This window comes from Aeromonas allosaccharophila, from assembly GCF_000819685.1.
Lineage (GTDB): Bacteria > Pseudomonadota > Gammaproteobacteria > Enterobacterales > Aeromonadaceae > Aeromonas > Aeromonas allosaccharophila.
Genome location: NZ_CDBR01000099.1, coordinates 83,417 through 108,324, shown reverse-complemented (window position 1 = coordinate 108,324; position 24,908 = coordinate 83,417). Strand labels below are relative to the sequence as shown.

Sequence of the window (24,908 nt, the reverse complement as noted above, 5' to 3'; positions counted from 1 at the left end):
GCTCGCCCTTGGGGAGCAACTGGAGTATAAAAAGATCAACTTCCATAAAAACAACGGGTTTATCGCATGGCAGCGGCCGAGTTCAGCGCGCTTAGGGACTATCTTGGCAGTCAGATCTTGGGGCAGGATGAGCTAATAGAAGGGCTCCTGATTGCCCTGTTATGTGAAGGACATGTGTTAATCGAAGGGGCCCCCGGGCTGGCCAAAACCCGCGCCGTCAAGGCGCTCGCTGGCGCCGTCGAGGGACGCTTTGCCCGTATCCAGTTTACCCCCGATCTGCTCCCCGCCGATCTCACCGGTAGCGAGGTGTTTCACCCGCAGGATGCCAGTTTTGTTTTCCAGCCAGGCCCCCTCTTCAACCATCTGGTGCTGGCAGACGAGATCAACCGAGCGCCGGCCAAGGTGCAATCAGCGCTGCTGGAAGCCATGGCCGAACACCAGATCACCGTGGGCAAAAAGAGCTGGCGGCTGCCACCTCTCTTTATGGTCGCCGCCACCCAGAATCCTATCGAGCAGGAGGGAACCTATCCCCTGCCGGAGGCCCAGCTAGACCGCTTTCTGCTCAAGCTGATGGTGGATTACCCAAGCCCCACTATGGAGCTCGCCATCTTGCAGCTCAACGCCAGCGGCGAACAGCTGGGCGCGGCACCAGTGACCCTGAGTCAGACCACCTTGCAGCGTGCCCGCAGCGAGGTGCTGGCGGTGACCATGCAAAGCCGACTGGAGCACTATCTGGTGGAGCTGGTCTGCGCCACCCGGCCGGGTAGTGGCCTTTGCCCTGCCCTTGAGCCATTGATTGCCGTGGGGGCCAGCCCTCGGGCTACGCTGGGGCTGGCTCGCTCCGCCCGCGCCCGAGCCTGGCTCGCCGGACGTGATTATGTGCTGCCGGAAGATATCCAGCTGCAAGCCTATCCGGTGCTGCGCCACCGCCTTATTCCCAGCTATCAGGCACTGGCCGACAATCTGGATAATGATATCCTGATCGCCCAACTGCTGGATCAGGTGCCATGTCCCTAGAACCCGGTCTGCATCCCGACATCGCCCTGTCACTGCCACGGCTGCTCAATATCCGGCTCTGGGCCAAGGCCAAGAAGCCACCTAACTTAGGCCGAAGCAATAGCGAACGCGGCAAACCTGGCCGCTCTCCCGGACTCACGTTTCGCGAGCTGCGCGCCTATCAGGCTGGTGACGAGGTACGCCATATCGACTGGCGAGTGACGGCACGCCTCGGTCGTCCCTTTACCCGCCTCTATAGCGAGGAGCTCGATCAGGCGCACTGGCTGCTGCTCGATCTCTCTCCCGCCATGTATTTCGGCTCTACGCTGCAGCTCAAAGCGCGCCTGGGGTGCGAGCTGGCGGCAGCCCTGATCTGGCAAGGAATGAAGCAACACAACACTCTGATCTGCCACGGGCTTATTCCCCAACACCAGCGCGGCAGCGTGCTGCCCCTGCTCGAATCCCTCTGCCATCACTACCAGCAAGGGCTGGCACGACGTGCGCTCTCTCACTCGCTGGGCGACACCTTGTCCGGCCTGAAGCTACCTCACGGAGCCAAGTTGACGATCATCACCGATCACAGGCCCTGCGAATCGGCGCTCTGCCAGCAGTTGCAGCTGCTCTCGCGGCGCCACGATATTCACTATTGGCAGATCCGCGATCCCCTCGAGGCAGCCCTTCCCCGAGGCGGCCAACTGCCGGTGGCCATCGATCGGCCCGGGCAACACTATCAGGGCTGGCTGGATGGAGGCCATGCCGGTTTCTCCCGCCGCTACCGGCAAGCCGCCGAGCAGCAGCTGGCCCACAGCAAGCAGCAGTTGCTACCGCTGGTGCAGCGCCTCTACCTGCTCGATAACAGCCAGACGCTGCAACAACAGTGGCAGGAGGGGTTATGTCATCAGGGATGATCACGCCCGCCGAGCTCGACAGCGCCAGCCCCGCCTCCGAGGCCATTACCCCGCCGCTGACCGCCCTGATGCGCGACATCCACCCGGGGCCTGATCTGATTGAACAGGGTCTGGATCCCCGAGTACAGGCACTATTGTGGCTGCTGATCACCGGCTTCCTTCTATTACTGATCGCCCTAATTGCCCGCAGGGTGGTACGTTACCGCCGCTGGTGCCGTCAGCTGGAGGGGGATCCGGCGCTACTGGTGGCACGCATACAGGAAGCCCTGCGTCATGAAGCGTTGCAACGCTGGCCCGAGGCGCGCCAGCTGCAAGGAGAGGCGTGGCTCGCCTTTGTCGATCGTCACGGCGGCAGCGATTTCAGCCAGTTCGCCCCTCACTGGAGCGGTTGGCTCTATGGCAGCCAGAACCCGAGCAGCGAGCAGTGCGAGCAACTGCGGCAAGATTATCGGCGCTGGGGTCAAACCCTCTTCTTGCAGCTCTCCCCCCGCTCGGGGCGCGAAGCGGCGCGGAGGCATTCATGATCCTGGCCTGGCCCTGGTTTGCGCTGGCGCTGGTGCTGCCCTTGCTGGTGCGCTTCGGCTTGCCGCCCCTGCGCCACGGCTATCTGGCTCACCCCGGGTTTGCGCTGCTGCGTCCCCACGCCGGATTGCCGCTCTGGCGCGCCATGCTGCTCTGGGGTGCCCTTATCCTCGCCCTCTGCCGCCCCCAGTGGTGGGGAGAACCGGTGATCCAATATGAAGGGAGTCGGGATCTGCTGCTGGCGGTTGATCTGTCAGACAGCATGCGTACTCCGGATATGCTCGACAACGGTGAGCAGCAAGCACGGCTGACGGCAGTGCGCCAGCAGATCAAGGCGCTGATCGCCAAACGGGCCGGAGACAGGGTGGGCCTTATCGTCTTTGCCGATCACGCCTACCTGCTCTCTCCCCTCACTCAGGAGATCCCGGCGCTGTTGACCCTGAGCGATGAACTCGACTTTGATCTGGTCGGCCGTACCACCGCTCTGGGTGAGGCGATCCAGCTGGCACGTCAGCATGGGGATCCAGGTCGCCCCACCGCCCTGCTGCTGGTCACCGATGGCCGCAATACCGCAGGCAACGCCGACCCGCTGCAGGAGGCCAAACTCGCCGCGGCGCAGGGAATACGGATCTATACGCTGGGGGTCGGGGCCGATCCCGATACCTTTATCCAACCCTACGATGAGGCGGGCAGCGGTCAGGCCGATCCCAGCAGCGAACTGGACGAGCCGCTCCTGCAAAAGCTCGCCCAGACAGGCCAGGGGCGCTATTTCAGGGCGCGAACCCAAAGCGATCTCGATGCCATCAACGCGACCCTCAATACCCTGGAACCGGCCCCCATGCCGGTTGCCCACTACCAGCCGGTGATCGAGCTCTACCCCTGGCCGTTGGCACTGCTTTGTGGTTTGCTGCTCCTGCCATCAGGGCACGGCAGGCTGGAGTTTCGCAAGGTGCGTAGCTGGCTGGCACGAGGCGCGCGCAGATGGAGCTGATCTTGCTCCGCCCCCTATGGCTGATCGCACTCATCCCCTGGCTCTGGCAAGGGTGGCGCCATCGTCGCCAGCCCCCGCTGCTCGCGCCTGCGATGCAGGCTTATCTGCTGCCCGCATCCCGCCCTCAGCGCCCCTGGCTCTGGCTGGCAACCCTGCCCGTGATTTTGGCCCTGAGCGGGCCGGCACTGCGCGGCGAGCTGCAACAGCAGCCTGCGGCGCCGCTCGATATCTGGCTGCTGGACTTGTCACGCTCGATGACCGCCAGCGACCTCAAACCGGATCGGGCGACCCGGGTCAGATGGCAGTTGCAGCAACTGCTGAGCCGCGCCAAGGGCGAGCGCATCGCGCTGATCCTCTACGCGGGCGATGCCTACCTCGCCATGCCGCCCACCCGGGATCATCAGGCCCTTTCGCTGCTGCTGCCCGACTTGCGCCCCGATATCATGCCCCTGCAGGGCAGCAACCCGGCACGGGCCGTTGAGCTTGCCATGAAGCAGATTGCACCCGGTGAACAGGCGCGTCTGCTGCTGATCACCGACGACCTCACCACGAACCAGATGACCCAAATCGCTGCGCTGTGGCCCTGCCAGCAGCGCCTTCTCTGCCGTGACACACTGTCGGCCCGCCTCGATATCCTGCTCGCCAGCAGCGGCAAACCAGCCACCATGCCCGCTATCCCTGCAAATGAGTTGGGGTTTGCCACCCGTATGCCTGCGCAGTTGCCTGCCCCCGATAGTCAGGCCATTGCCGCCCTGGCCAATCGCCTCGGCGGTGAGCTGCAGTGGCTTGGCAGCGACGTCCCTCGCTTTGCGCCGCTGCCCACCACTACCTCGGCCCTCACCCCGGCGCCACTGGATCTTGGCCCTTGGTTGCTGATCCCTTTATTACCGCTGGCCTTGCTGGCCAGAGTCGGCGCCCGGCTGATGGTGGCGCTGATGGTGGGAGCGCAGCTGCTTGCACCGCAAGATCTGCAAGCGGCAGAGAGGGGGGATCTGCAAGCGATGCAGGCTTATCAACAGGGGGATTTTGAGCGGGCCGCCCGCACCTTCAACGATCCGGTCTGGCGTGGCAACGCCTGGTATCGGGCCGGTGCCTACCGGCAAGCCATCGCAGCCTATCAGGAAGCGGCAAGCGCCACCGCCCACTACAACCGCGGCAATGCCCTGCTGCAACTGGGGGAGTTTGCCGCAGCCAAGGAGGCCTATCTGGCCGCTCTGGCGCTGGAGCCCAGCCATGAAGATGCGCTCTATAACCTCTCTCTGTTACAAGGCGGTGCGGCGGCCGCTCCCGATACCAGCAACAGCAAGCAGCCCGAACCATCGGCTGATCAGCAGGCTACGGCAATGCCCCTGCCCCCCTCTCCCCCGGTGTTGCTGCTGGAGCAGCGACTGCGCAAAGAGGCACTGCGCAGGGATCTAATCAAGGTGGAGGAGCCCTGGTGACGCGGGCAGGATGGGGACTGTTGCTCGCACTGGCGAGTCCACTTTGCTGGGCCTTGCCTCCTCGCGCAGAGTTGCTGCCGGGGGCCGACCCCAGCGATTGGCTGCTGATCATCGAAGCGGATGGCGAGCGCCAGAGTAGCGAGCTGGAAATCACCCCCCTACTGCGCCAGTTTGCGGTGGGCAGAGTGACCATGAGCCGGGTCACGACCCCGGTACAACAACTGACTCGCTGGCAGATCCCGCTGCACCAGAGCGACTCACCCACGAATACAGAGGTGGTGATTGCCCCGCTCAAGCTGGGAAATGAGTTCACCCCCTCGCTCACCCTGCCGATACGACAGGCAAGTACAGCGGTGCTGCCGCAGCCCGCAGCCCCCTCGCCACTCGAGATGCAGGCCAGCCTTGATCATCAGGGCCCGCTCTATCCCGGCCAGCCGGTGATCTACCGGCTGACCCTGTGGCTCCCTACCAGTATGCAAAACCCGGCCCTGAGCGAGCTCAGCTCTGCCCACTTCACCATCCGTCGCCTCGGTAGCGACGAGTGGATCTCCCCTGCGCAAGCAGGGCTGCCCGGCCAGCTGACCCGCAGCTGGCTCGTTCAGGCCAAAACGCCGGGTCTTTGGCACCTCGACTCGCCCCGCTTGCAGGGGCAGCTCACGCAGCAAGGGGGCAAGGCGCAACGACTCTCGGCCCGCGCGGCACCACTCGAGGTGAGGGTGGACAAGGCCCCCGCCACGCCGGTTGCCACCCGGCTGACCCTGAGCCAACGGCTTGAACCGGCCACCACGGGCGAAGTGGGTGAACCGCTGATCCGGATCCTCACTCTGACCATGGAAAATGGTGACAGCGGCCAGATCCAGCTTACCCCCCTGATGGCCCATCAACTGCCAAGCGGCGTGCAGGCCCATCCCGATGGCGAGCAACAGCAGGAGCGTTACCGCGATGGCAAGCTGCTGTTTGAGCGACAATGGCGCCAGACCCTGGTCGCGGAGCAGAGCGGCGACTATCAGCTGCCCCCCATTGACCTTCCTTGGTTTAATACCCAAAGTGGCCGGATTGAGCAGGCCAGTCTGCCCACCATCACGCTGACGTTTAAGGCAGCGACACGTTCGCAACCTGATGATCAGCGCCCGCAGATGGCGCTGCGAGAGAGCCTTTGGTGGGTCGTACTGGCCCTGGCACTGCGTGCGCTATGGCGCCACGGACCCCGCTGGCGCGCCTTCTATCGACTGCAGCGCGCCCTTGGCCAACATCAGCCAGATGCCAGTCGCAAGGCGCTGATCCAGTGGGCGAGTTTGCGCTGGCAAGTCCCCTGTTATCAATCAGGCCAGTTGCCTGGCGCTGGGCATAATCGGGTCGGCAACGCGCTCGGTGAACTCGAGCGAGCCTGTTTTGCCCGGCCCTCTTCTGGCCAGCCCATCGAGTGGCGCACTCTGGCGCGTACCCTCAGGGCCGATGAAAGCGCCGGTATTGCGCACCTGATTTACCTGCTGGCGCACGGGAGTTCTCACTCCCGCCGCCACACCCCCTGACAAGGATTGCCCTATGGCACTGCTGTTTTTTAGAAAAAAACGTGCTCAGCAGCATATTGGTGGAAATGATCCGGCCACTTCGCCGGTCTCTGACCTTATGGCTGACAAACAAACCAAATTTGAAGCACTGGTTCATGCGCTGCATGGCGATCTCTACCGCTATGCCTACTGGCTGGCCCGGGATCCCAACGTGGCGGAAGATCTGGTGCAAGAGACCTTCCTGCGTGCATGGAAGGCGATCGATACCCTGCAAAATGACAAGGCGGCCAAGGGGTGGCTCATCACCATCCTCAGACGGGAGAATGCCCGCCGCTTCGAACGCAAACAGCTGGAGCTGGTGGATCTCGACGATCACCCTCAGCCCCAGCATGATGTTCTGCACAGCGAACAGGAGATGGAGAACGAGTGGTTGCACCGTCACATCGCCCGGCTGCCGGAGGAGTATCAGGAGCCATTGCTACTGCAAGTCGTGGCAGGATTCAGTGGTGAAGAGATCGCCGAGATGCTCGGCCTCAACAAGAACACCGTCATGACCCGACTGTTTCGCGCCCGCAACCAGATCAAGGAGGCGATGGAGCAGAAGAACCAAGCAAGAGGACACGGACATGGATGAACTCGAATTTCGCCGCAACGCCATGATCCAGCCCAACGATCAACAACCGGACTTTCTCAAAGCCGCTGAAGCCAGCCAGGCCAATCGGAACTACCTCGACGAGATGAAACAGTTCGACAGAAGCCTCAAGCGTGCCATGCAGGTAGAGGTCCCCGCCGGACTGGCCGAGCGGATCCTGCTCAGGCAAGCCATGCAGCAAGACAGTGACACGCAAGATGATATGCCGCCATCCCGACCCCTTGGTACGGCGCCAGTCAAGATCCGGGCCTCGACATCCTGGCGCCAGATCGCCCTGGCCGCATCGGTCGCCTTCCTGCTGGGGATGAGCACCCGCTGGATCTCGCTGCCAGAGACGACGCCCACGGCTCTTTCCCTCGCACAAGTGGCCATGGCCCACGTCTATGGCGAAGCGCCCTTTATCCAGGGTATCGAGGAACGGGTCAATTTACAGAGCATCAATGCCAAGCTGGAGATGTACGGAGCAACCCTGAAGGAGATGGATGGACTGAAGGTGACCTATGTCAATCACTGCTCGTTTTATCAGGGGCCAGCCTTGCATATGGTGATCAAGGGAGAGATGGGGCCAGTCACCCTCTTTATCGTGCCCAAACATGTCCCGCTAACCCTGCAACAGGCCAACTTTGAAGATGGCACCCTCAAAGGGGAGATAGTCCGGCTAAAAGGGGCCAATATGGTGCTGATTGGTGAGATGAAAGAGCCACTTGCACCCGTTGCCAGCGCACTACAGTCACAGCTGCAGTGGGCCATTTAACAAAGCCTGACCAGACCTGAATGACTGGCAGCCGTCACGAGCGGCTGCCTGTTTCCCACCGTTTCCCCCGCGTTGTCGCCCATTTGCCTCAAAATATCGAAAAATCGGCAAAATTATTTTTGTGACCTGGATCGGCAATCCAGGTCAATAATCCGCCGTTACCCTATGAAACTGATGAATTAAACAGCAAGTTAAAACAAATGATTAACACATCGATCACTTTTATGTATTCTGCTGTCACTGGTCTGATTTCTTACCTCCTACCAGATCCATAGAATCACGCCAGAATTGATTGGGAAGAAGCTGAAATAAAAACGGATTTTGTCGGGGTTTGCATTGAACGTGCAGCCAATATCGGCAAAAAAATCTGCCTACAAGAGAGAAAACCATGACGACAACTATTTTCAAGAAGAGCCTGATTGCCGCCACCATCGCGCTGGCCACCGGTCAAGTCCATGCTGCGGCATTCCAGTTGAACGAGCACTCGGCTTCCGGTCTGGGTCGCGCCTATGCCGGTGAAGCGGCTATCGCCGACAACGCCTCCGTACTGGCCCGTAACCCTGCAGCCATGACCACCTTCGACAAGATGGCGGTCTCTGTCTCCGGCACCTACATCAAACCGGATGTGGATGTAGATGGTGCAATAAATCGGGTTGATGCAAACGGGAACAAACTTGCCAAATTAACCGATGCAAGCGAGTCAGGTATTGCTCCGGCAGCCTTCGTCCCCGCCTCTTACTTTATTCAGCCACTGAATGACCAGTGGGCTTGGGGTATTGGCCTCTTCTCCAACTACGGTCTCTCCACCGAATACTCCAAGACCTTCTCGGCAGGTGTTGGGGCTGGCGATACCGAGTTGGTGACTTTTAATATCAACCCGAACATCGCCTATCGCATCAATGAGCACTTCAGTGTCGGTGCCGGTATCAACGCCGTTTACGGTGCCGCAGAACTTAACCGTTTTGCGGGTTACACTGGCACAGCGTTGCCCAAAGATACCAATGTCGCTCATCTTAAGGGGGATACTTGGGGCTTTGGCTGGAACGTTGGCACCCTGTACGAAGTCAATGAAAACCATCGCTTTGCACTGACCTACCGTTCACAGGTCGATATGAGCTTTGATGGTGACTTCCAGGGACTCACTTCAGGGAACCGCACTGTTGATGGCAATCTGAAACTGGATCTCCCTGCTCAGGCCGAGTTTGCCGGTTATCACCGTTTGAATCAGCAATTCGCCGTTCACTACTCTGTCAACTGGACTGACTGGAGTGCGTTCCAAGAATTAAAGGCGACCAGCTCAGGCTGTAATACCCCAGGCCAACCGGGCGTGTGTCTCAATAAACCCGAGAAATTTAAAGACTCCACTCGCTACTCCATCGGCGGTACCTGGTATATCAATCCAGCTTGGGAAGCACGTCTGGGCTTTGCCTATGACAACAGCCCTATCGAAGCCGAGTATCGCAGCCTGAGTATCCCCGACTCAGACCGTGTCTGGTATAGCGCTGGTGCTACCTACCATATCAATACCGATATGAGCGTTGACTTTGGTATGGCCTATCTGGACGGCAAAGAAGTAGATGTCAATGAAGGGCTGCCAAACCACGACAGTTTGAACCGCTGGCAAGGTACTTCCCACGGCAACGCCTTCCTGGCCTCTGCCCAGTTCAACATGAAGTTCTGATTATTGATAGAATGGAAAGAGCGCCACCAGGCGCTCTTTTTTTTGTCCATAAAATCCATTTCAGCGCACAGATGTAGCACACACGTGTTTATTTTTCTTTTTTAATCAAACTATTAGAGTGCTTCTCCCCAGCATTAAATCTTGTTTTGTCCTGAGACCCACCATGTCCGTTGCCTTGCTGGTCATACCATATAAAATCCTGCCTCCATTCATATGACCTATTTAACCTTCGGGTAACAGCAAGGATTTTGTCATGCATCCCATCATCAAACCGTCCGCGATCGCTCTGCTGGTGATCGCGGGTCAGACCCATGCCGCCGGGTTCCAGCTGGCTGAACAGTCCGCTACAGGCCTGGGACGCGCCTTTGCCGGTGAGGCCGCCATCGCGGATAACGCCAGCGTGCTCTCCCGCAATGCGGCTGCCATGACTCGCTTCGATCAGATGTCGCTCTCTGGCGGCGCCATCTATGTCAGTCCTGACGTCAATATCGAAGGAAAAACGGCCGGTTTACTGACTCATGCTGATGCTACAGCATACGATATTGCAGCCGCGGCCTGGGTACCCAATGCCTATCTCATCATTCCACTCAATGAGCAGTGGCGCCTCGGCTTCTCTGCAACCTCTTACTACGGTCTTGGCGTCAAGATGCCGGATAACTACAGCGCTGGCCACTTTGGCAATGTCTCAGATATCAAGACCATGGATCTGGGCACCTCACTCGCTTATCGCATTAATGAGATGTGGTCAATCGGTGCCGGGATCTCTGCTATTCAGGGCGAAGGTGAAGTCGGCGGTGTATTTAATGTCGGCCAACATAAGATAGTGAAACATCTGGAAGGCGAAGGATGGGCTTTAGGCTGGAACGCGGGGGTGCTGCTAACTCCATCGCAGAATACACGGATAGGGCTGTCATATCGCCACGATACAACACTGACGCTCGAAGGTAATGCTCAAGGAGCAAACGGCTTGACCCCATACGAGGATACAGGACGCCTTGATTTACCATTGCCTGCAACCGCTGAATTGGCTCTCTTCCATCAGTTGACCGACAAACTCGCACTCCATGGCAGCCTGAACTGGACCAACTGGAGTAAATTTGTGCAACTGGAAGCAGAGCTGGATCACCAAGGCTCAATGCATATCAAGGATGAGCACTGGGAAGATAGCTGGCGCTATGCCGTCGGTATGACCTATCAGGTCACTCCCCAGTGGCAACTGCGCTCCGGTGTGGCCTATGACGCCAGCCCGGTACCAGCCGATCGTCGAACCATCTCCATCCCGGATGCCGACCGGCTCTGGTACAGTCTGGGGATGGGGTATCAGTTCACGCCCAACCTGACCGTGGATCTGGGGCTGACCCTGATCGATGGCAAAAAGGTGGATGTCACTGAAAAAATGGAGCTGCAACCGGGCAATCCGCTAACGACCTCCACCTTCCAGGGCACTTCCGAAGGGGATGCCTGGCTGGCTGGTGCACAATTGAGCTATTTCTTCTAACTTCCTCCCCTGCAGAAAACGCTATGCCAATTATTGCCTTACTCAATAAGGTGAATACTGGCATAGTGTTCTGCAACACCATAAAATCAACCCAGTACCCATACTGGAGCAAGGCATGTATTCCTACGTAGCAAGACAGCCGATCCTCGACAGAGACCTCAATACCCATGCCTATGAGCTGCTCTTTCGCGATAGTCTGAATAATGTCTTCCCGAGTATCTCCTCCCAGCAGGCGACATCACGCCTAGTTGTCGAACAGTTCCTGCAACAGAATATCGATCAGCTGTTGGGGGGCCGCCCCTGCTTTATCAATTTCCCCCACTCACTGCTGCTGGAGGGATTGGCAGAGTGCCTGCCGCCCGAGAAAGTGGTGATCGAAATTCTGGAAGATTCCCCACCGGATGATGCCCTGCTGGAAAAGGTGAAGCAGTTGCACACGCTGGGTTATCAGCTGGCACTCGATGACTTCACCATGTCACCGGATTGGGAACGCTTCCTCCCCTTTATCCACATCATCAAGTTTGATCTGCGCGCCACCTCCCTGCTGCAGATCAAGGTGTTTATCCAGCGGCATAAAGCGCTGGGGCTCACCTATCTGGCGGAAAAAGTGGAGGACAAGGCGGAGTTCGAACGGGTCAAACAACTGGGGATCCAGCTGTTCCAGGGCTTTTTCTTCAGTCGCCCCGAGATGGTCAAGCAAGCGACCATGGAGCCGGCGCAAGTCGTGGTGATGCAGTTGCTCAATGTGGTCAACGAGACAGAACCTGATATCAACAAGATTGAACAGCTACTTGGGCAGGATATCTCCCTCTCCCTCAAGCTGCTGCGCTACGTCAACCACCTCAAAGGCCATACCAACCCTATTTCGTCATTTCGCCAGGCAGCCATTTATCTGGGCAACACCCAGCTAAAGCGTTTTGTCTCGCTGGTGGCGGCAACCAGTGCAGGCAAGGGCAAGAGCGCCGAGCTCTACCAGATGTCGATGATCCGAGCCCGATTCTGTGAACTACTGGCCCATGCTCACGCCCCGACCCAACAGGCACAACAGGCCTTTATCACCGGTCTCTTCTCACTGCTGGATGTGCTGATGGAGCAGCCGATGGACAAGCTGCTGGGCACTATCCCCCTTATCGAGGATATTCGGCTGGCGCTGCTGGAACGCAAAGGCAATCTCGGTTTCTACCTCGCGTTTTGTGAAGATTACGAAAATGCCAACTGGTCAAGAGTCACGGCCAGAACCGCAAAGTTAGGGCTCAACGAGGATAAGGTGAGTCACCTCTATCTGGCCGCCACCACCTGGGTCAACGAACAGCTGCTGGCGATGGAAGCCACCGACTAATTCGTCTCGTCATTCACCTCGACCGCGATGGCGGCCGCCTCCCCACCTCCGATACAGAGCGCGGCCACGCCCCGCCGCAAACCCCGTTGCCGCAGCGCGGCGATCAGCGTCACCAGAATGCGCGCGCCACTCGCCCCCAGCGGATGACCGAGCGCACAGGCCCCGCCATGCACATTGACCTTGTGATGAGGGATGCCGATCCCGCTCATGGCGAGCATGGTGACCATGGCGAAGGCCTCGTTGATCTCGAACAGATCCACCTCCTCAACCGACCATGCCAGACGCGCCAGCAGCCGTGAAATGGCGCCAATGGGCGCGGTGGTAAATTCGGCGGGCAATGCCGCATGGCTCTGATAACCGACGATCCGTGCCAGCACAGGTACCTGCCAGGCTTGCGCCGTGGCGCCATCCATCAATATCAGCGTAGCCGCGCCGTCCGAGATGGAGCTCGAATTGGCCGCCGTTATGGTGCCATCCTTGCCAAACGCAGGCTTCAGGGTCGGGATCTTCTCCGGTCTGCCCTTGCCCGGTTGTTCGTCCTCTGCCAGCAACAAGCGATCACCGCGATAGACACGTGCCAGCTCGGATGCAAACGCGCCTGCTTGCTGTGCATCGCGGACACGCTGCAACGACGCAAGGGCAAACTCATCCATGGCAGTGCGGGTCAAACCGGCCTGATCGGCGCTGCGCTGGGCATGTATCCCCATCAGCTGGCCATCATAGGCATCTTGCAAACCATCGAGGAAGAGGTGATCCAGCACCTTTTGATGCCCCATCCGAAAGCCGCTGCGGGCATTATCCAGCAGATAGGGGGCACGACTCATGCTTTCCATCCCCCCCGCCACCACCACCCGGTTATCCCCCAGACGAATGGTATCTGCAGCCAGCATCACCGCCTTCATGCCGGAGCCGCACACCTTGTTGATCGTGGTAGCGGGCACACTATCTGGCAGCCCCGCTTTCAACAGCGCCTGCCTGGCGGGCGCTTGCCCCACCCCCGCCGCCAGCACATTGCCCATAAACACTTCATCGACCTGCTCCGGACGCAGCCCGCTTTGCTGCAGTGCCGCCTCGATGGCACAGGCTCCCAACTCAGGCGCAGTTACCTCAGCCAATGCCCCCTGAAATGCCCCCATGGGAGTCCGTTTCGCCGCCACAATTGCAATATCCATTTGCCTGCCTCTGTTTGTTACATGGCCATAACATAGGGGTTCTGACGCGATGGAACAAGAGTTGCAGTGCAGTTTACGTTTAGGTAAGGTGCAGACAGGATTTAGTTCGCCAAGAAGTCTGTATGAACAACAAGGATGAAGGACGGCGCTTCAGCATCAGTGAGCTGGCCCGGGAATTTGATATTACGACGCGCAGTATCCGTTTCTACGAGGATCAGGGGTTGCTCAACCCTGCCAGAGAGGGGCAGACCCGCATTTACAGCAAGCAGGATCGGGTTCGCCTCAAGCTTACCCTGCGCGGCAAGCGGCTCGGGTTCAGCCTCGCCGAGATCCGCGAGCTGTTTGATCTCTATGATGCAGACAAGAGCAGCCGCACCCAGTTACAGACCATGCTGGGACTGGTTGAGGAGAAACGGGAGACACTGCAACAGCAGATGGAAGATATCAGGATGGTGCTGCTGGAGCTGGATGCCGCCGAGCAACGCTGTCAACAGGCGTTGAGCCAGCTGGGATAACCGGCTTGCGGTGGCGGATCAGGTAGCCCTTTCAGCCCTCTCACCAGATGCCAGATAGCAAAAAGCCACTCCTGAGAGTGGCTTTTCTTCAACCTGACGGTTCGCTATTAAACGCGAACGAAGTCCAGGTGGATCAGCTTGTAACGTACCGGGTGACGCTGGATAGCTTTCACTTTTACGTTAACTTCTTCACCGTTGATAACCAGAGTCAGTACGGACTCATAGAATTCCGGCTTCTCTTGAGCCAGAACCATTTTCTTGTGGTCAACAGTGATGGACAGGGCTTCTTTGCCTGCACCGTAAACGATGGCAGGAACTTGGTCAGCTTGACGCAGGCGGCGGCTCGCACCTTTCCCCAGGTCAGAACGGACTTCAGCTTGGAATACGAAAGACATAGTGTGTATCTCTTTTGGATGAATTTATGGTGCTAACTGCGACCGGTCAGCACCTCGCAAAACGAGCGCGAATACTACCACGGGCCAAATTCGGATACAAGGTACCGACTTTGCATTTAGCGCCCCTGCTCCAGCCGGGCAAATTGCTGCTGACGCTGGGCCGGGCTCAGGGCATCAAACTGCGCCAGGGTCTCGGCGCGCGGGCAGTAGAGACCCTCCCCCGTTCTGACCCGAATGCTCTTGCCAAGCCGCGGTTGATTCTCCGCCACCAGCGCCAGCAAATAGCTGTAAGTATCGACCCCCTGGGCACTGGAGAGCTGATTGGCAATGCGCCACAGGGTCTCCCCTGCCGCGACCTGATGACACACGGTTTGTGGACCGCCGGCTGCCGGATCCGAGAGGGTGAGCATGGCGTCACTGCCAGCGGATAAACTAGCCGTGCTGGTGGCGAGCGCCATTCCCCCCCCAATCAACGCATCTGCGCCAGTCATCCCCGCGGTGCGAAACGTCACGCCTAGCTGAGCCAGCAGAGGTTCGCTCTCGTCGGTGTCGGTGGGAATATCGACACCACCGAACGCGTCTTGGGGAGTACGGAACTCGGCGATAAAAGGCGCGATGGATTGCGCGCTATAATCAGGGAAACCACTGCCCTGCTGCACGATTGCACCCACCGCAACCGCCTGGCCCGGGGCTACCCCGTAAGCCATCTCGTCGATGCGCCGCAGCCTTGCCAGATAAGTTTTGGAGAGCTGCGCCTCCCCCTCGAACAGATCGAAAGGGGGGACCAGCCGGGCGGGAAAGAGGATCTGCCAGCGACCCTGCTTCTGCTTCTGGGCCAGCGGCGGAAACTGATTGCCACGCCAGGCCACAAACATCGCAGGCGGAGTACGCGCCAGCGGGTAATATTCCGGGTTCAACTGCACCCAGGTTTGTTCCGCGATGGGTTGGTAACCGCTGATCACCACCTGCGCCACACTCAACCAGATCCCCAGCATCCTTGCCTCCCTGACTTGCGGTTTGAAGGGAGCCAACTGACTGGCAACCCCTTCTCATCACGCTCTATCGTGCTGTTAAAACAGTTAGATAGCAGCTTAGCACTGAGCGATGGCGTTAAGCACCCGTTTATCGGAGACCGGATACGGAGTCCCCAGATTCTGGGCAAAGAACGACACCCGCAGCTCCTCGATCATCCAGCGGATGTTGGCTACTTCGGCCGGGATCAGCTGGGATTTGGGGATCTTGGCGAGCAGCGCCTTGTACTCGGACTCCACACTCTGCACCTTGAGCATGTAGACCCGATCCCGATTGGGATCGATGGCCAGCTTCTCGAGGCGCCGCTCGATGGCACGCAGGTAGCGCAGCAAGTCTGGCAGTCGCTGCCAACCGGTCTCGGTGACGAAGCCCTTGTGGATCAAATTGCTCAGCTGCAGTTGGATATCCGACATGGCAAAGGCGGTGTCGAGCTGCATCTTGCCCTTGAGCCGCTTCTTGATCTCATGGGAGAGGGTCAGTACGGCTTCCACCTGCTTGGCCACCTCCACCACCGCATCGTTGAGCTCGGCGCGAACGTACTCCTTGAGCGCCTCGAAACCGGCCTCGTCCCAAGCCATGCCGCCGTGCTGCTCAATCAACTTGTCACAGCCGCAGGCGATGCAGTCGTCAATCAACTCCGCCACCTTGCCAAACGGGTTGAAATAGAGCCCCAGCTTGGCCTTGTTGGGCAACTTATCCTGCAGGTATTTAATGGGAGATGGCACATTGAGCAGCACCAGTCGGCGCTGCCCGGCCCACATCAGCTGTTGCTGGGCCACCGGGCTTTCTACCAACTGGATGGAGACCGAATCTTTCTCATCCACCAGCGCCGGATAGGCTTTCACTTCAAAACCACCGCGCTTCTGACTGTACTCCTGCGGCAGCTCGCCAAAGCTCCACAGGGTGAGGCCGGACTGCTCGATATCGTCGTCAGCCACCTGGGAGAGGGTCTCCTGCACCTTGCCGCGCAGGGATTCTTTCAGCGCCTCCAGGTCTTTCCCTTCCGCCACCTTTTTGTGTTTGTCATCGACCACCCGGAAGGTGAGTTTCAGGTGATCGGGCACCGCAGCCCAGTCCCAGGATTCGCGAGGTACAGTGACACCGGTCATGCGGCGCAGTTGGCGCTCCATCTCGTCCAGCAGTGGCCCCTGCTCGGGATTGAGGATAGCGAGCAGCGCGTCGGCGTAGTTCGGCGCCGGCACGAAGTTCTTGCGCATCGGCTTTGGCATCGACTTAATGAGGGCCACCAACAACTCATGGCGCAGCCCGGGGATCAGCCATTCGAACCCCTTCACCTCCACCTGATTCAGGAGCGGCAGCGGAATATGCAGGGTTACGCCATCGGCCGCCTCCCCCGGTTCAAACTGGTAGCTCAGCTTAAGCTTGAGTCGCCCCTGCTGCCAGAAGTTGGGATAGTCGAGATCGCTGATGTGGGCGGCATCCCCCTTCATCAGCATCTCTTTTTCGAAGTTGAGTAGCTCTGGATCCTGCTTTTGCGCCTCTTTCCACCACTTATCGAAATGGCGGGCGGAGATCACCTCCTCCGGCAAACGGGCATCGTAGAAGCGGAACAAGTCCTCGTCATCCACCAGAATGTCGCGACGACGGGATTTGTGCTCCAGCGCTTCCACCTCGGCCAACAGCTTGCGGTTATCGCTGAAGAAACGGTGGCGGGTCTCGAAATCCCCCTCCACCAGCGCGCGGCGAATAAACAGCTCGCGGCATAGCGCCGGATCGAGGCGGCTGAAGTTGATGGTGCGCTCATTGACCAGCGTCAGGCCATAAAGCGTCACCTTCTCCTTGGCCATCACGGCGCCATTTTTCTTCGACCAGTGGGGGTCGCTATGGTGCAGCTTGATGAGATGGCCCGCCAGCGGCTCAACCCACTCGGGTTCAATCCGGGCGTTGATGCGGGCGTAGAGGCGCGAGGTCTCCACCAATTCTGCGGCCATCACCCACTTGGGCGGCTTCTTGAACAGACCCGACGCAGGGAACAGGTGGAAGCGGCCGTTGCGGGCGCCAAGGAACTCCGGCTTTTCCAGATCCTTGTTGCCGATGTGGCTCAAGAGGCCGGTCAGCAGCGCGCAATGTACCGTCTTGAAATCCGCCGGTTCATGGTTGGCTTTAAAACCCAGCTCTTTGACCGTCTGGCGCAGCTGGAAATGAATGTCCTGCCATTCGCGCACCCGCAGGTAGGAGAGGAACTCCTTCTGGCACATGCGGCGGAACGGGTTGCTGCCAAGGAGATCCTGCTGCTCTTTCAAGTAGTTCCACAGATTGACGAAGGCGAGGAAGTCGGAATCCTTGTCTTCAAAGCGTCTGTGTTGCTCGTCGGCGGCCTGCTTTTTCTCCATGGGCCGCTCGCGGGGATCCTGAATACTGAGGCCCGCAGTGATCACCATCACCTCGCTCAGGCAGCCGGTTTGCGCCGCCGTGATCACCATCTTGGCAAGCCGTGGATCAAGGGGGATGCGCGAGAGCTGGCGACCGGTTTCGGTCAACTGCAGTTTCGGCTCCTGATCCCGGGTGCCGGGCAGCTCTTTGACCGCCTCCAGCTCTTTCAACAGGGTCAGGCCATCCTTGATATGGCGCGACTCCGGCGGCTCGACGAACGGGAACGCCTCCATATTGCCAAGGCCGAGCGCCAGCATCTGCAGGATGACGGACGCCAGGTTGGTACGCAGGATCTCGGGGTCGGTAAAGGCCGGGCGGTTGTTGAAATCCTCCTCCGAGTAGAGGCGGATACAGATACCGTCCGCCACCCGGCCGCAACGCCCTTTACGCTGGTTGGCACTGGCCTGAGAGACCGGCTCGATGGGCAGGCGCTGCACCTTGGTGCGCCAGGAGTAGCGGCTGATACGGGCGGTACCCGGATCGATGACGTAACGAATGCCCGGCACCGTCAGCGAGGTCTCCGCCACGTTGGTGGCCAGCACGATGCGCCGACCTGCGTGTTGCTGGAACACCTTGTTCTGCTCGGCGTTGGAGAGTCTGGCGTAGAGCGGCAGCACCTCGGTATCGCGCAGGTTCAGCTTGCGCAGGGCATCGGCGGTGTCGCGGATCTCCCGCTCGCCGTTCATGAAGATAAGGATATCCCCCAACCCTTCACGGGCCAGCTCCTCCACCGCATCGAAGATCCCCTGCAGCTCGTCGCGCTCCTCCAGCGCCTCACTCTTGTCACCGCTCTTTTTATCAGCAAACAGCGGACGATAGCGCACCTCTACCGGATAAGTACGGCCGGAGACCTCGATCACCGGCGCCTTGTTGAAATGGCGGGAGAAACGCTGGGGGTCGATGGTGGCCGAGGTGATGATCACCTTGAGATCGGGGCGCTTTGGCAGCAGCTGCTTGAGATAGCCCAGAATAAAGTCGATGTTGAGGCTGCGTTCGTGCGCCTCGTCGATGATGATGGTGTCGTACTGGGTGAGCATCCGGTCGTTCTGGATCTCCGCCAGCAGAATACCGTCAGTCATCAGCTTGATGTGGGTCTGCTCGCTCACCTGATCGGTAAAGCGCACCTTGTAACCCACGTAGTAGCCGAGTTCGGACTCCATCTCCTCGGCAATACGGGCCGCCACGGTGCGGGCCGCCAGACGACGCGGCTGGGTGTGGCCGATAAAGCCCTTCACCCCTCGCCCCAGCGCCAGACAGATCTTGGGGATCTGGGTGGTTTTGCCCGAGCCGGTTTCACCCGCGATGATCACCACCTGATGTTCACTGATCGCCTTGGCGATCTCCGCCTGCTTCTGGCTGACCGGCAGGTTGTCCGGATAGGTGACCCTGGGCACACCGGCCAGACGGGACTGGTAACGCGCTTGCGCGGCATCCAGATCGGCGGCGATGGTCTCCAGCACGGCGGCCTGTTTGCCTTCAGGCAGCTTCTTGACCCCGTGCAGACGGCTGGAGAGGCGGCGGGCGTCGAGATTCATGCAGGCAGAGAGACGGCGGCGCAGCGCCTCGATAGAGAGAGACAAGGTACGAATTCCTTAATTGGTGCCCAGAGGGGCCATATCGATAAGCTGGGAGCGATCCTAAAGAGCGAGTGGGGACGGTGCAAGCCTTAACGTAGTGCAAGGCATGGGAATGCAGCGTGATTGGCCGATCCTCATACATGGAAAAACATTCTTTGTAAGATGGCATAACATGAAAAGTGTGCGGTTTCCCAAATAATCAAGGCAAGCCGCAGCTTGCCTTGGAAGAGAGGAAAAGAGGATCAACCGTGAGTGTTGTGGACAAAACAGGTGGTGAGCTGGGCGTGAATGGCCTGCATCACGTTGTGGCGATTGATGACCCCGAGCAGGCGCCCCTCCTCTACCACCGGATAAATCTTCGGCTTTTGCCCCATCATCATCTCTGCCAGGGTCAAAATGCTGGTATCGGGCCTCACCGTCAGCACCTCTTTGCGCATCACATCCTTGACCTGTGCCACCTGCTCGCAGTGGTAGGCCTCCTTGAGCATCACGGCGATGCAATCCTGCTCGGAGATCCAGCCGATCAGATGGCCCTTCTCATCCACCACCGGGCCCCCCAGCTGATGGCTGTTCAGAAATTTTTCGACCGCAGATTGCACCATCATGTCGGCTGTGAAGGTGATGGGTCTGCTCTGCATATAGTCCTTGGCTTTTAGCGATTCCATATCTGTCCCCTAATGGTCATTCAAGCTCTCTTCTGCATACCGATACGGCATTCTGCACGGCTTGTTCCAAGCATAGCTGGCTCACTGCAAGATGGTTCAGTGACCAAGCCTCCCTCAACTTATTGCATGCGCCTCCTCGCGAGTCGGGATCGCCGCCATCATCATCTGCGGCAGGTGGTCAGTCAGCACCGCCACCACGGCGGGATCGACCCGACCCTGATCCGCCAGTTGTTGCAAAAAGGCCAACGCATCACGAGCTGGCAACCCGCGTCGGTAAGGTCGGTCCTGCACCATCGCCTGAAAGATATCGGCCACCCGCAAAATACGCGCTTCCGGCGCCATGGCGGATGCTGGCAGATGGAACGGATAGCCCTCCCCGTCCGGCTCCTCATGGTGATAGGCCGCCCAGCAGGCAATCTCTTCAAAACCCTCGATGTGGCGCAGGATCTGGTAAGTCTCGAAGCTGTGGGCCTTGATGACGGCACGCTCCTCTTTCGTCAGGCTGGCAGGCTTGTCGAGGATCTCGTCCGGCACCCTGAGCTTGCCCAGATCGTGCAATAACCCGGCGATCTCCAGCATGTCGCAGTGGATGGCCCCCACCCCCATCTGTTCCGCCAACGCACGAGACAAGCGACTCACCCCGAGAGAGTGAGTCATGGTAAAGGGGCTCTTGGCATCGACGATGCCGGAGAAGATCCGCGCCAGCGCTTTCAGCTCCCCGTTCGAGGTCAGACAGGGCTCCCGCACCTGCAACATCTCCAACATGTAGTCATTGATGGATCGAGCCTCCAACTGCAACCAGAATGCCTCCGAGCAGGATGCCTTGAGGAATGCATCCACCAGCTCTGGGGCAAAGAACTCGTCACGACAATCCTGCAGCCGTGCGCGGATCTCGTCGGTGTGCATCAACAGCGAGCCGTCCGCGTAATGAGGGGCAGCCAGCGCATCACAGCGATCCACCAGAAAAATCAGGTTGGCCTGGCGGGCTACCTGGGGATCCAGCTCCGTCATCTCGCGCAACAGGTGCCAGTGGGTATGGTGATAACGGATAGGGAGCGCCAGCGGGACCAGCAAACGGAAATCCTTGAGCAGCTGATACCCCACCTCGCAGTGGCGCTGGGAGGACTCCCAATCGAACTCGCTGACCAGATGGTGATGGGTAGTGGTCGAGGAGACACCGATATCGTGCAACACCCCGAGCTCGAACAGCAGACAGCGCTCGGCCTCACTCATCCCCAGAAACCGGCTGCACTCGGCGGCCATGATCCCGACGCGCTTACCGTGGGCCACATCGCCAATGCCCACCAGATCCAGTGAGGCTGACAGGGCATAAACCACCTGCCTGAGATCCACTTGCAACGAAAAGGGGGCTGCGCGTTGTACTCTGTCCATGATCCGTATCCCATGGGATGTGATAGTTGAAGGTTGGAGTCGTTTTGCTCCTTACTGTCTATCAATTTAGTCAATGGCACGCGCCTTTGCCTCACCCTTTTCGGCGGATATCGGCCCCAACACTCACAAACTCGCACTCACACTGAAGCGCACGGCTTGCGATAAACCGCATTCTCAATCTGTCCATTATTTTTCAGTTAAATAATGAAAGTGCCTGGCAACCTGTTCGATGGCTAACTGACTCACATTTAAAAACACGGGCGAGCTTAATAAACCACCACCCTATTTTGCTTAAGAGTCACTTAATTTAAATTAAAGAGTCGCCCTGGCAATATACCCAATAAACATTGCTGTTTATTTCCCCTGGCTTGAATACCGCGTTATTACCCGAGATGTGAGCCCCGTCACCCCGGCCATCAAGCAGTCCCCTGTTGACGACAGAGCCCCACACCGCCCGTGCCCCTTGTGTTGTATGGGGTAGCGCACCCGAATTGGCTAAAAACACACCGGATAACCAGCAGTTATATTCGCTATAAGGCGACAGGGAGATAACCGCTCAATAGAGTGAAACTGTTGAACGCTGTTTTGTGGAAACTGATGGGTCATCCGCGACGGATTTCGCCCCGCTATTTTCCGGTTAAGGTGAGCCTCGAGATAACACCACGCCTGCCTATGTTATTGGTGATGGCTGATATTTCAGCCCTGTCGATAGGTATTCCCGGTTTTCATCAGACCGCTTTGTGTAAACATTCACATCAGATTAGGAGTTGAGCCAATAATGGCCATTAATTTAAACAAAATAGCAATGAGCCTTGCATTAATGGCCACTGCCGGGAGTGCCGCAGCCGCCGCCAAACCCAACATTCTTGCGATCATGGGTGATGACATCGGCTACTGGAACATCAGCGCCTACAACCAGGGCATGATGGGCTACCAGACCCCGAACCTGGACCGTATCGCCAGCGAAGGTGCGGTCTTTACCGATCATTACGGTCAGCAATCCTGTACCGCCGGTCGCGCCGCCTTTATCACCGGTGAAGAGCCGTTCCGTACCGGTCTGTTGACCATCGGCATGCCGGGCTCTACCCAAGGTATTGCGGAGTGGACTCCCACCATCGGTGATCTGCTCAAGGAGCAGGGTTACATGACCGCTCAGTTCGGCAAGAACCACCTGGGTGACCGCGATCAGCACCTGCCGACCAAGCACGGCTTCGACGAATTTTTCGGTAACCTCTACCACCTGAACGCGGAAGAGGAGCCGGAAACTTACTACTACCCGAAAGATCCGGAGTTCAAGAAGAAGTACGGTCCGCGTGGCGTGATCAAGTCCTCTGCCGACGGCAAGATTGAAGATACCGGCCCCATGACCCGCAAGCGCATGGAGCATGCTGACGAGGAGTTCCTCGAATCCTCCCTGGCCTTCATGGAGAAAGCGGTCAAGGCCAAGAAGCCCTTCTTCATCTGGCACAACGCCACCCGTATGCACGTCTGGACCCGCCTGCAAGAGAAGTATCAGGGCAAATCCGGCATCAGCATCTATGCCGATGGCATGCTGGAGCATGATGACCACGTAGGTATCCTGCTCAACAAGCTGGACGAGCTGGGTGTCGCCAACAACACCATCGTGATCTACACCACCGACAACGGCGCCGAAACCGGCAGCTGGCCGGATGGCGGTACCACCCCGTTCTACGGCGAGAAGGGCACCACCTGGGAAGGCGGAATGCGGGTGCCCCAGCTGGTTCGCTGGCCGGGCGTGATCAAGCCGGGCACCAAGGTCAACGCCATGATGGCGCACCAGGACTGGATGCCGACCCTGCTGGCCGCCGCCGGCGTACCTGACGTGAAAGAGAAGCTGGCCAAAGGCTACAAGGCCAACGGCAAAGAGTGGCGCGTCCACCTGGACGGCTACAACTTCATGCCGTACCTGTCTGGTAAAACCGAGACTGCACCGCGCAACTCCATGCTCTACTTCTCTGCCAACGGCGAGCTGAACGCCGTGCGCTGGAATGACTTCAAGCTGAACTTCGCCACCATGCAGGGCAACATCTCCGATGCCACCCGCGAGATCCCGAACTGGCCGCAAATCATCAACCTGCGTGCCGACCCGTTCGAGAAGGCACCGCACGAGTCAGGCATGTACATGCGCTGGATGGCTGACAACATGTGGCTGTTCGTACCGGTACAGGGCATCCTGAAAGGGTTCTTCGACACCCTGCCAGGCTACCCGATGCAACAGAGCTTCCAGATGAACCCGGCCAACATCAGCTCCCAGAGCCTGATGCTGCAGGGCAAGCTGGCAGAGCTGGACGCACTCAAGCAAAAAGTCGCCACCATCAAGTAAGGTGCTGACGCCAACGCCCATCAATTTATTGATGGGCGTTTTCACTTTCCGCACCGCTCCCCCGAACCGTGCGGAAAGTGAAAACCGGTTGGCGCCCCTGCCAGCCCCCTCGCTTTGCCTCGTTATATGCACTCAGTGGAAACCGCTATGAACCCCTTGCAACAACAGATCTCTCAACTCATCGAACAGGTTGGTCAAAGCGTGGTCGGCCAGTCCCATGTGATCCGCGCCCTGGTCATCGGCCTGCTGACCAATAGCCATGTGCTGCTCGAAGGTCTGCCCGGTACCGCCAAGACCCGCTCGGTCAAGGCGCTGGCCGAGGCGCTCAACGCCAGCTTTGGCCGCATTCAGTTCACCCCCGATCTGCTCCCCTCCGATGTGACCGGCACCGAGATGTATCAGGAGCACGAGGGAGCCCACCAGTTGCGCTTCCAGCAAGGCCCCATCTTCAACAGCATCGTACTGGCCGACGAGGTGAACCGCGCACCGGCCAAGGTGCAGGCCGCGCTGCTCGAAGCGATGGCCGAGGGCACCGTCACCGTCGGTGACAAGAGCCACCGCCTACCGGAACTCTTTATGGTGCTGGCCACCCAGAACCCCATCGAGCAGGAGGGCACCTACCCGCTGCCGGAAGCCCAGATGGACCGCTTCGCCCTCAAGGTGTCGGTGGCCTATCCCGACGACGAGGCAGAACTGGCGATCATTCGGCTGGTGCGGGCCGAAGAGCGTGGCAACCGCCAGCAGGGCGCACGCTTCGCCCCCCTCTCCCCCGAGCTGATCCTGCAGGCCCGGGCCGAGCTCTCGGCCATGACCATCTCGCCGCTGGTGGAGCACTACATCATCGCGCTGGTGATGGCGACCCGCCATCCCGACCGCTATCCGGACGCCGATCTGGCGCAGTGGCTTGCGGTCGGCGCCAGCCCCCGCGCCTCCATTGCGCTCGACAAGTGCGCCCGCGCCTACGCCTGGCTGCAAGGGCGCAATCACGTGCTGCCCGACGATGTGCGCGCCATGGTGCCCAGCGTACTGGGCCACCGCTTTACCCTCAGTTATGACGCGCTGGCACAAGGGGTGGATCACCAACAGGTGGTGATGGCGCTGCTCGATCACGTTGTCATCGGATAAGTG

20 protein-coding genes are annotated in these 24,908 nt (G+C 59.1%); 14 read left to right on the top strand and 6 right to left on the bottom strand.

From position 1 onward, the window contains the following. Positions 1-66: 66 nt before the first annotated feature. The 11 genes from BN1115_RS18205 to BN1115_RS18155 all read left to right on the top strand — a co-directional run bounded on the left by BN1115_RS18205 (position 67) and on the right by BN1115_RS18155 (position 12,294). The gene (locus BN1115_RS18205; protein WP_042658262.1) at positions 67-1,017 is read left to right on the top strand and encodes an AAA family ATPase; all 951 of its coding nucleotides are present in this window, start codon (positions 67-69) and stop codon (positions 1,015-1,017) included. Continuing rightward, entirely contained in the window at positions 1,008-1,904 is an 897-nt protein-coding gene (locus tag BN1115_RS18200) for a DUF58 domain-containing protein (RefSeq protein ID WP_042658261.1), read from the top strand. The genes BN1115_RS18205 and BN1115_RS18200 overlap by 10 nt, the downstream gene beginning before the upstream one ends. Further along, on the top strand, positions 1,889-2,428 hold the full coding sequence (locus BN1115_RS18195; protein WP_042658260.1) for a DUF4381 domain-containing protein: 540 nt from the start codon (positions 1,889-1,891) through the stop codon (positions 2,426-2,428). The genes BN1115_RS18200 and BN1115_RS18195 overlap by 16 nt, the downstream gene beginning before the upstream one ends. Continuing rightward, entirely contained in the window at positions 2,425-3,417 is a 993-nt protein-coding gene (locus BN1115_RS18190) for a VWA domain-containing protein (RefSeq protein WP_042658259.1), read from the top strand. Before BN1115_RS18195 ends, BN1115_RS18190 begins: the two co-directional genes overlap by 4 nt. Next, entirely contained in the window at positions 3,408-4,859 is a 1,452-nt protein-coding gene (locus BN1115_RS18185; protein WP_042658258.1) for a VWA domain-containing protein, read from the top strand. Before BN1115_RS18190 ends, BN1115_RS18185 begins: the two co-directional genes overlap by 10 nt. 20 nt (positions 4,860-4,879) lie before the next feature. Continuing rightward, positions 4,880-6,391, top strand: a complete 1,512-nt coding sequence (locus BN1115_RS18180) for a BatD family protein (RefSeq protein ID WP_042658257.1) — start codon at positions 4,880-4,882, stop codon at positions 6,389-6,391. Positions 6,392-6,404: 13 nt separating this feature from the next. Further along, on the top strand, positions 6,405-7,004 hold the full coding sequence (locus tag BN1115_RS18175; protein WP_042658256.1) for a sigma-70 family RNA polymerase sigma factor: 600 nt from the start codon (positions 6,405-6,407) through the stop codon (positions 7,002-7,004). Further along, complete coding sequence (locus tag BN1115_RS18170; RefSeq protein WP_042658255.1) at positions 6,997-7,776, top strand: DUF3379 domain-containing protein; 780 nt, start codon at positions 6,997-6,999, stop codon at positions 7,774-7,776. Before BN1115_RS18175 ends, BN1115_RS18170 begins: the two co-directional genes overlap by 8 nt. A 388-nt stretch (positions 7,777-8,164) precedes the next feature. Further along, on the top strand, positions 8,165-9,457 hold the full coding sequence (locus tag BN1115_RS18165) for an outer membrane protein transport protein (protein ID WP_042658254.1): 1,293 nt from the start codon (positions 8,165-8,167) through the stop codon (positions 9,455-9,457). A gap of 253 nt (positions 9,458-9,710) precedes the next feature. Further along, a complete protein-coding gene (locus BN1115_RS18160; RefSeq protein WP_042658253.1) occupies positions 9,711-10,955 on the top strand; it encodes an OmpP1/FadL family transporter in 1,245 nt (414 codons plus the stop codon). Positions 10,956-11,070: 115 nt separating this feature from the next. Next, positions 11,071-12,294 (top strand): EAL and HDOD domain-containing protein, encoded by a 1,224-nt coding sequence (locus BN1115_RS18155; RefSeq protein WP_042658252.1) that lies wholly within the window; start codon positions 11,071-11,073, stop codon positions 12,292-12,294. Here the strand turns inward: BN1115_RS18155 and BN1115_RS18150 are convergent. After that, positions 12,291-13,466: a thiolase family protein gene (locus BN1115_RS18150; RefSeq protein ID WP_042658251.1), complete on the bottom strand. Its 1,176-nt coding sequence runs from the start codon at positions 13,464-13,466 to the stop codon at positions 12,291-12,293. The two genes, BN1115_RS18155 and BN1115_RS18150, sit on opposite strands and share 4 nt — an antisense overlap. Before the next feature lie 122 nt (positions 13,467-13,588). Here BN1115_RS18150 and BN1115_RS18145 point away from each other — a divergent pair, with 122 nt between their 5' ends. Continuing rightward, positions 13,589-13,981, top strand: coding sequence for a MerR family transcriptional regulator (locus BN1115_RS18145; protein ID WP_005360322.1), 393 nt, complete (start codon positions 13,589-13,591; stop codon positions 13,979-13,981). Between the two features lie 107 nt (positions 13,982-14,088). On the opposite strand, the gene rplY is transcribed toward BN1115_RS18145, so the two are convergent. The 5 genes from rplY to BN1115_RS18120 all read right to left on the bottom strand — a co-directional run bounded on the left by rplY (position 14,089) and on the right by BN1115_RS18120 (position 21,436). Further along, the gene (rplY, locus tag BN1115_RS18140) at positions 14,089-14,376 is read right to left on the bottom strand and encodes a 50S ribosomal protein L25 (protein WP_033136429.1); all 288 of its coding nucleotides are present in this window, start codon (positions 14,374-14,376) and stop codon (positions 14,089-14,091) included. A 116-nt stretch (positions 14,377-14,492) separates the two neighbouring features. Further along, complete coding sequence (locus BN1115_RS18135; RefSeq protein ID WP_042658250.1) at positions 14,493-15,371, bottom strand: hypothetical protein; 879 nt, start codon at positions 15,369-15,371, stop codon at positions 14,493-14,495. Positions 15,372-15,467: 96 nt separating this feature from the next. Further along, positions 15,468-19,382 carry an ATP-dependent RNA helicase HrpA gene (hrpA, locus tag BN1115_RS18130; RefSeq protein WP_042658249.1) on the bottom strand — a complete coding sequence of 1,305 codons (3,915 nt, stop codon included), beginning with the start codon at positions 19,380-19,382 and terminating at the stop codon, positions 15,468-15,470. A 239-nt stretch (positions 19,383-19,621) separates the two neighbouring features. Beyond that, the gene (locus BN1115_RS18125; RefSeq protein WP_042060467.1) at positions 19,622-20,044 is read right to left on the bottom strand and encodes a CBS domain-containing protein; all 423 of its coding nucleotides are present in this window, start codon (positions 20,042-20,044) and stop codon (positions 19,622-19,624) included. A 114-nt stretch (positions 20,045-20,158) separates the two neighbouring features. Then, the gene (locus tag BN1115_RS18120; RefSeq protein ID WP_042658248.1) at positions 20,159-21,436 is read right to left on the bottom strand and encodes an HD-GYP domain-containing protein; all 1,278 of its coding nucleotides are present in this window, start codon (positions 21,434-21,436) and stop codon (positions 20,159-20,161) included. A gap of 805 nt (positions 21,437-22,241) precedes the next feature. On the opposite strand from BN1115_RS18120, the gene BN1115_RS18115 reads away from it, so the two are divergent. Further along, on the top strand, positions 22,242-23,780 hold the full coding sequence (locus tag BN1115_RS18115) for an arylsulfatase (RefSeq protein ID WP_231554892.1): 1,539 nt from the start codon (positions 22,242-22,244) through the stop codon (positions 23,778-23,780). Between the two features lie 147 nt (positions 23,781-23,927). Then, complete coding sequence (locus BN1115_RS18110) at positions 23,928-24,905, top strand: AAA family ATPase (protein WP_042658247.1); 978 nt, start codon at positions 23,928-23,930, stop codon at positions 24,903-24,905. Positions 24,906-24,908 lie beyond the last annotated feature (3 nt).

What these genes read in the sequence shown, in the direction of transcription:
- rplY (WP_033136429.1), bottom strand. Translation starts at nt 14,376, where the DNA reads ATGTCTTTCGTATTCCAAGCTGAAGTCCGTTCTGACCTGGGGAAAGGT.
- BN1115_RS18165 (WP_042658254.1), top strand. Translation starts at nt 8,165, where the DNA reads ATGACGACAACTATTTTCAAGAAGAGCCTGATTGCCGCCACCATCGCG.
- BN1115_RS18120 (WP_042658248.1), bottom strand. Translation starts at nt 21,436, where the DNA reads ATGGACAGAGTACAACGCGCAGCCCCCTTTTCGTTGCAAGTGGATCTC.
- BN1115_RS18205 (WP_042658262.1), top strand. Translation starts at nt 67, where the DNA reads ATGGCAGCGGCCGAGTTCAGCGCGCTTAGGGACTATCTTGGCAGTCAG.
- BN1115_RS18145 (WP_005360322.1), top strand. Translation starts at nt 13,589, where the DNA reads ATGAACAACAAGGATGAAGGACGGCGCTTCAGCATCAGTGAGCTGGCC.
- BN1115_RS18200 (WP_042658261.1), top strand. Translation starts at nt 1,008, where the DNA reads ATGTCCCTAGAACCCGGTCTGCATCCCGACATCGCCCTGTCACTGCCA.
- BN1115_RS18150 (WP_042658251.1), bottom strand. Translation starts at nt 13,466, where the DNA reads ATGGATATTGCAATTGTGGCGGCGAAACGGACTCCCATGGGGGCATTT.
- BN1115_RS18135 (WP_042658250.1), bottom strand. Translation starts at nt 15,371, where the DNA reads ATGCTGGGGATCTGGTTGAGTGTGGCGCAGGTGGTGATCAGCGGTTAC.
- BN1115_RS18195 (WP_042658260.1), top strand. Translation starts at nt 1,889, where the DNA reads ATGTCATCAGGGATGATCACGCCCGCCGAGCTCGACAGCGCCAGCCCC.
- BN1115_RS18170 (WP_042658255.1), top strand. Translation starts at nt 6,997, where the DNA reads ATGGATGAACTCGAATTTCGCCGCAACGCCATGATCCAGCCCAACGAT.
- BN1115_RS18110 (WP_042658247.1), top strand. Translation starts at nt 23,928, where the DNA reads ATGAACCCCTTGCAACAACAGATCTCTCAACTCATCGAACAGGTTGGT.
- BN1115_RS18190 (WP_042658259.1), top strand. Translation starts at nt 2,425, where the DNA reads ATGATCCTGGCCTGGCCCTGGTTTGCGCTGGCGCTGGTGCTGCCCTTG.
- BN1115_RS18175 (WP_042658256.1), top strand. Translation starts at nt 6,405, where the DNA reads ATGGCACTGCTGTTTTTTAGAAAAAAACGTGCTCAGCAGCATATTGGT.
- BN1115_RS18155 (WP_042658252.1), top strand. Translation starts at nt 11,071, where the DNA reads ATGTATTCCTACGTAGCAAGACAGCCGATCCTCGACAGAGACCTCAAT.
- BN1115_RS18160 (WP_042658253.1), top strand. Translation starts at nt 9,711, where the DNA reads ATGCATCCCATCATCAAACCGTCCGCGATCGCTCTGCTGGTGATCGCG.
- BN1115_RS18185 (WP_042658258.1), top strand. Translation starts at nt 3,408, where the DNA reads ATGGAGCTGATCTTGCTCCGCCCCCTATGGCTGATCGCACTCATCCCC.
- BN1115_RS18125 (WP_042060467.1), bottom strand. Translation starts at nt 20,044, where the DNA reads ATGGAATCGCTAAAAGCCAAGGACTATATGCAGAGCAGACCCATCACC.
- BN1115_RS18115 (WP_231554892.1), top strand. Translation starts at nt 22,242, where the DNA reads ATGAGCCTTGCATTAATGGCCACTGCCGGGAGTGCCGCAGCCGCCGCC.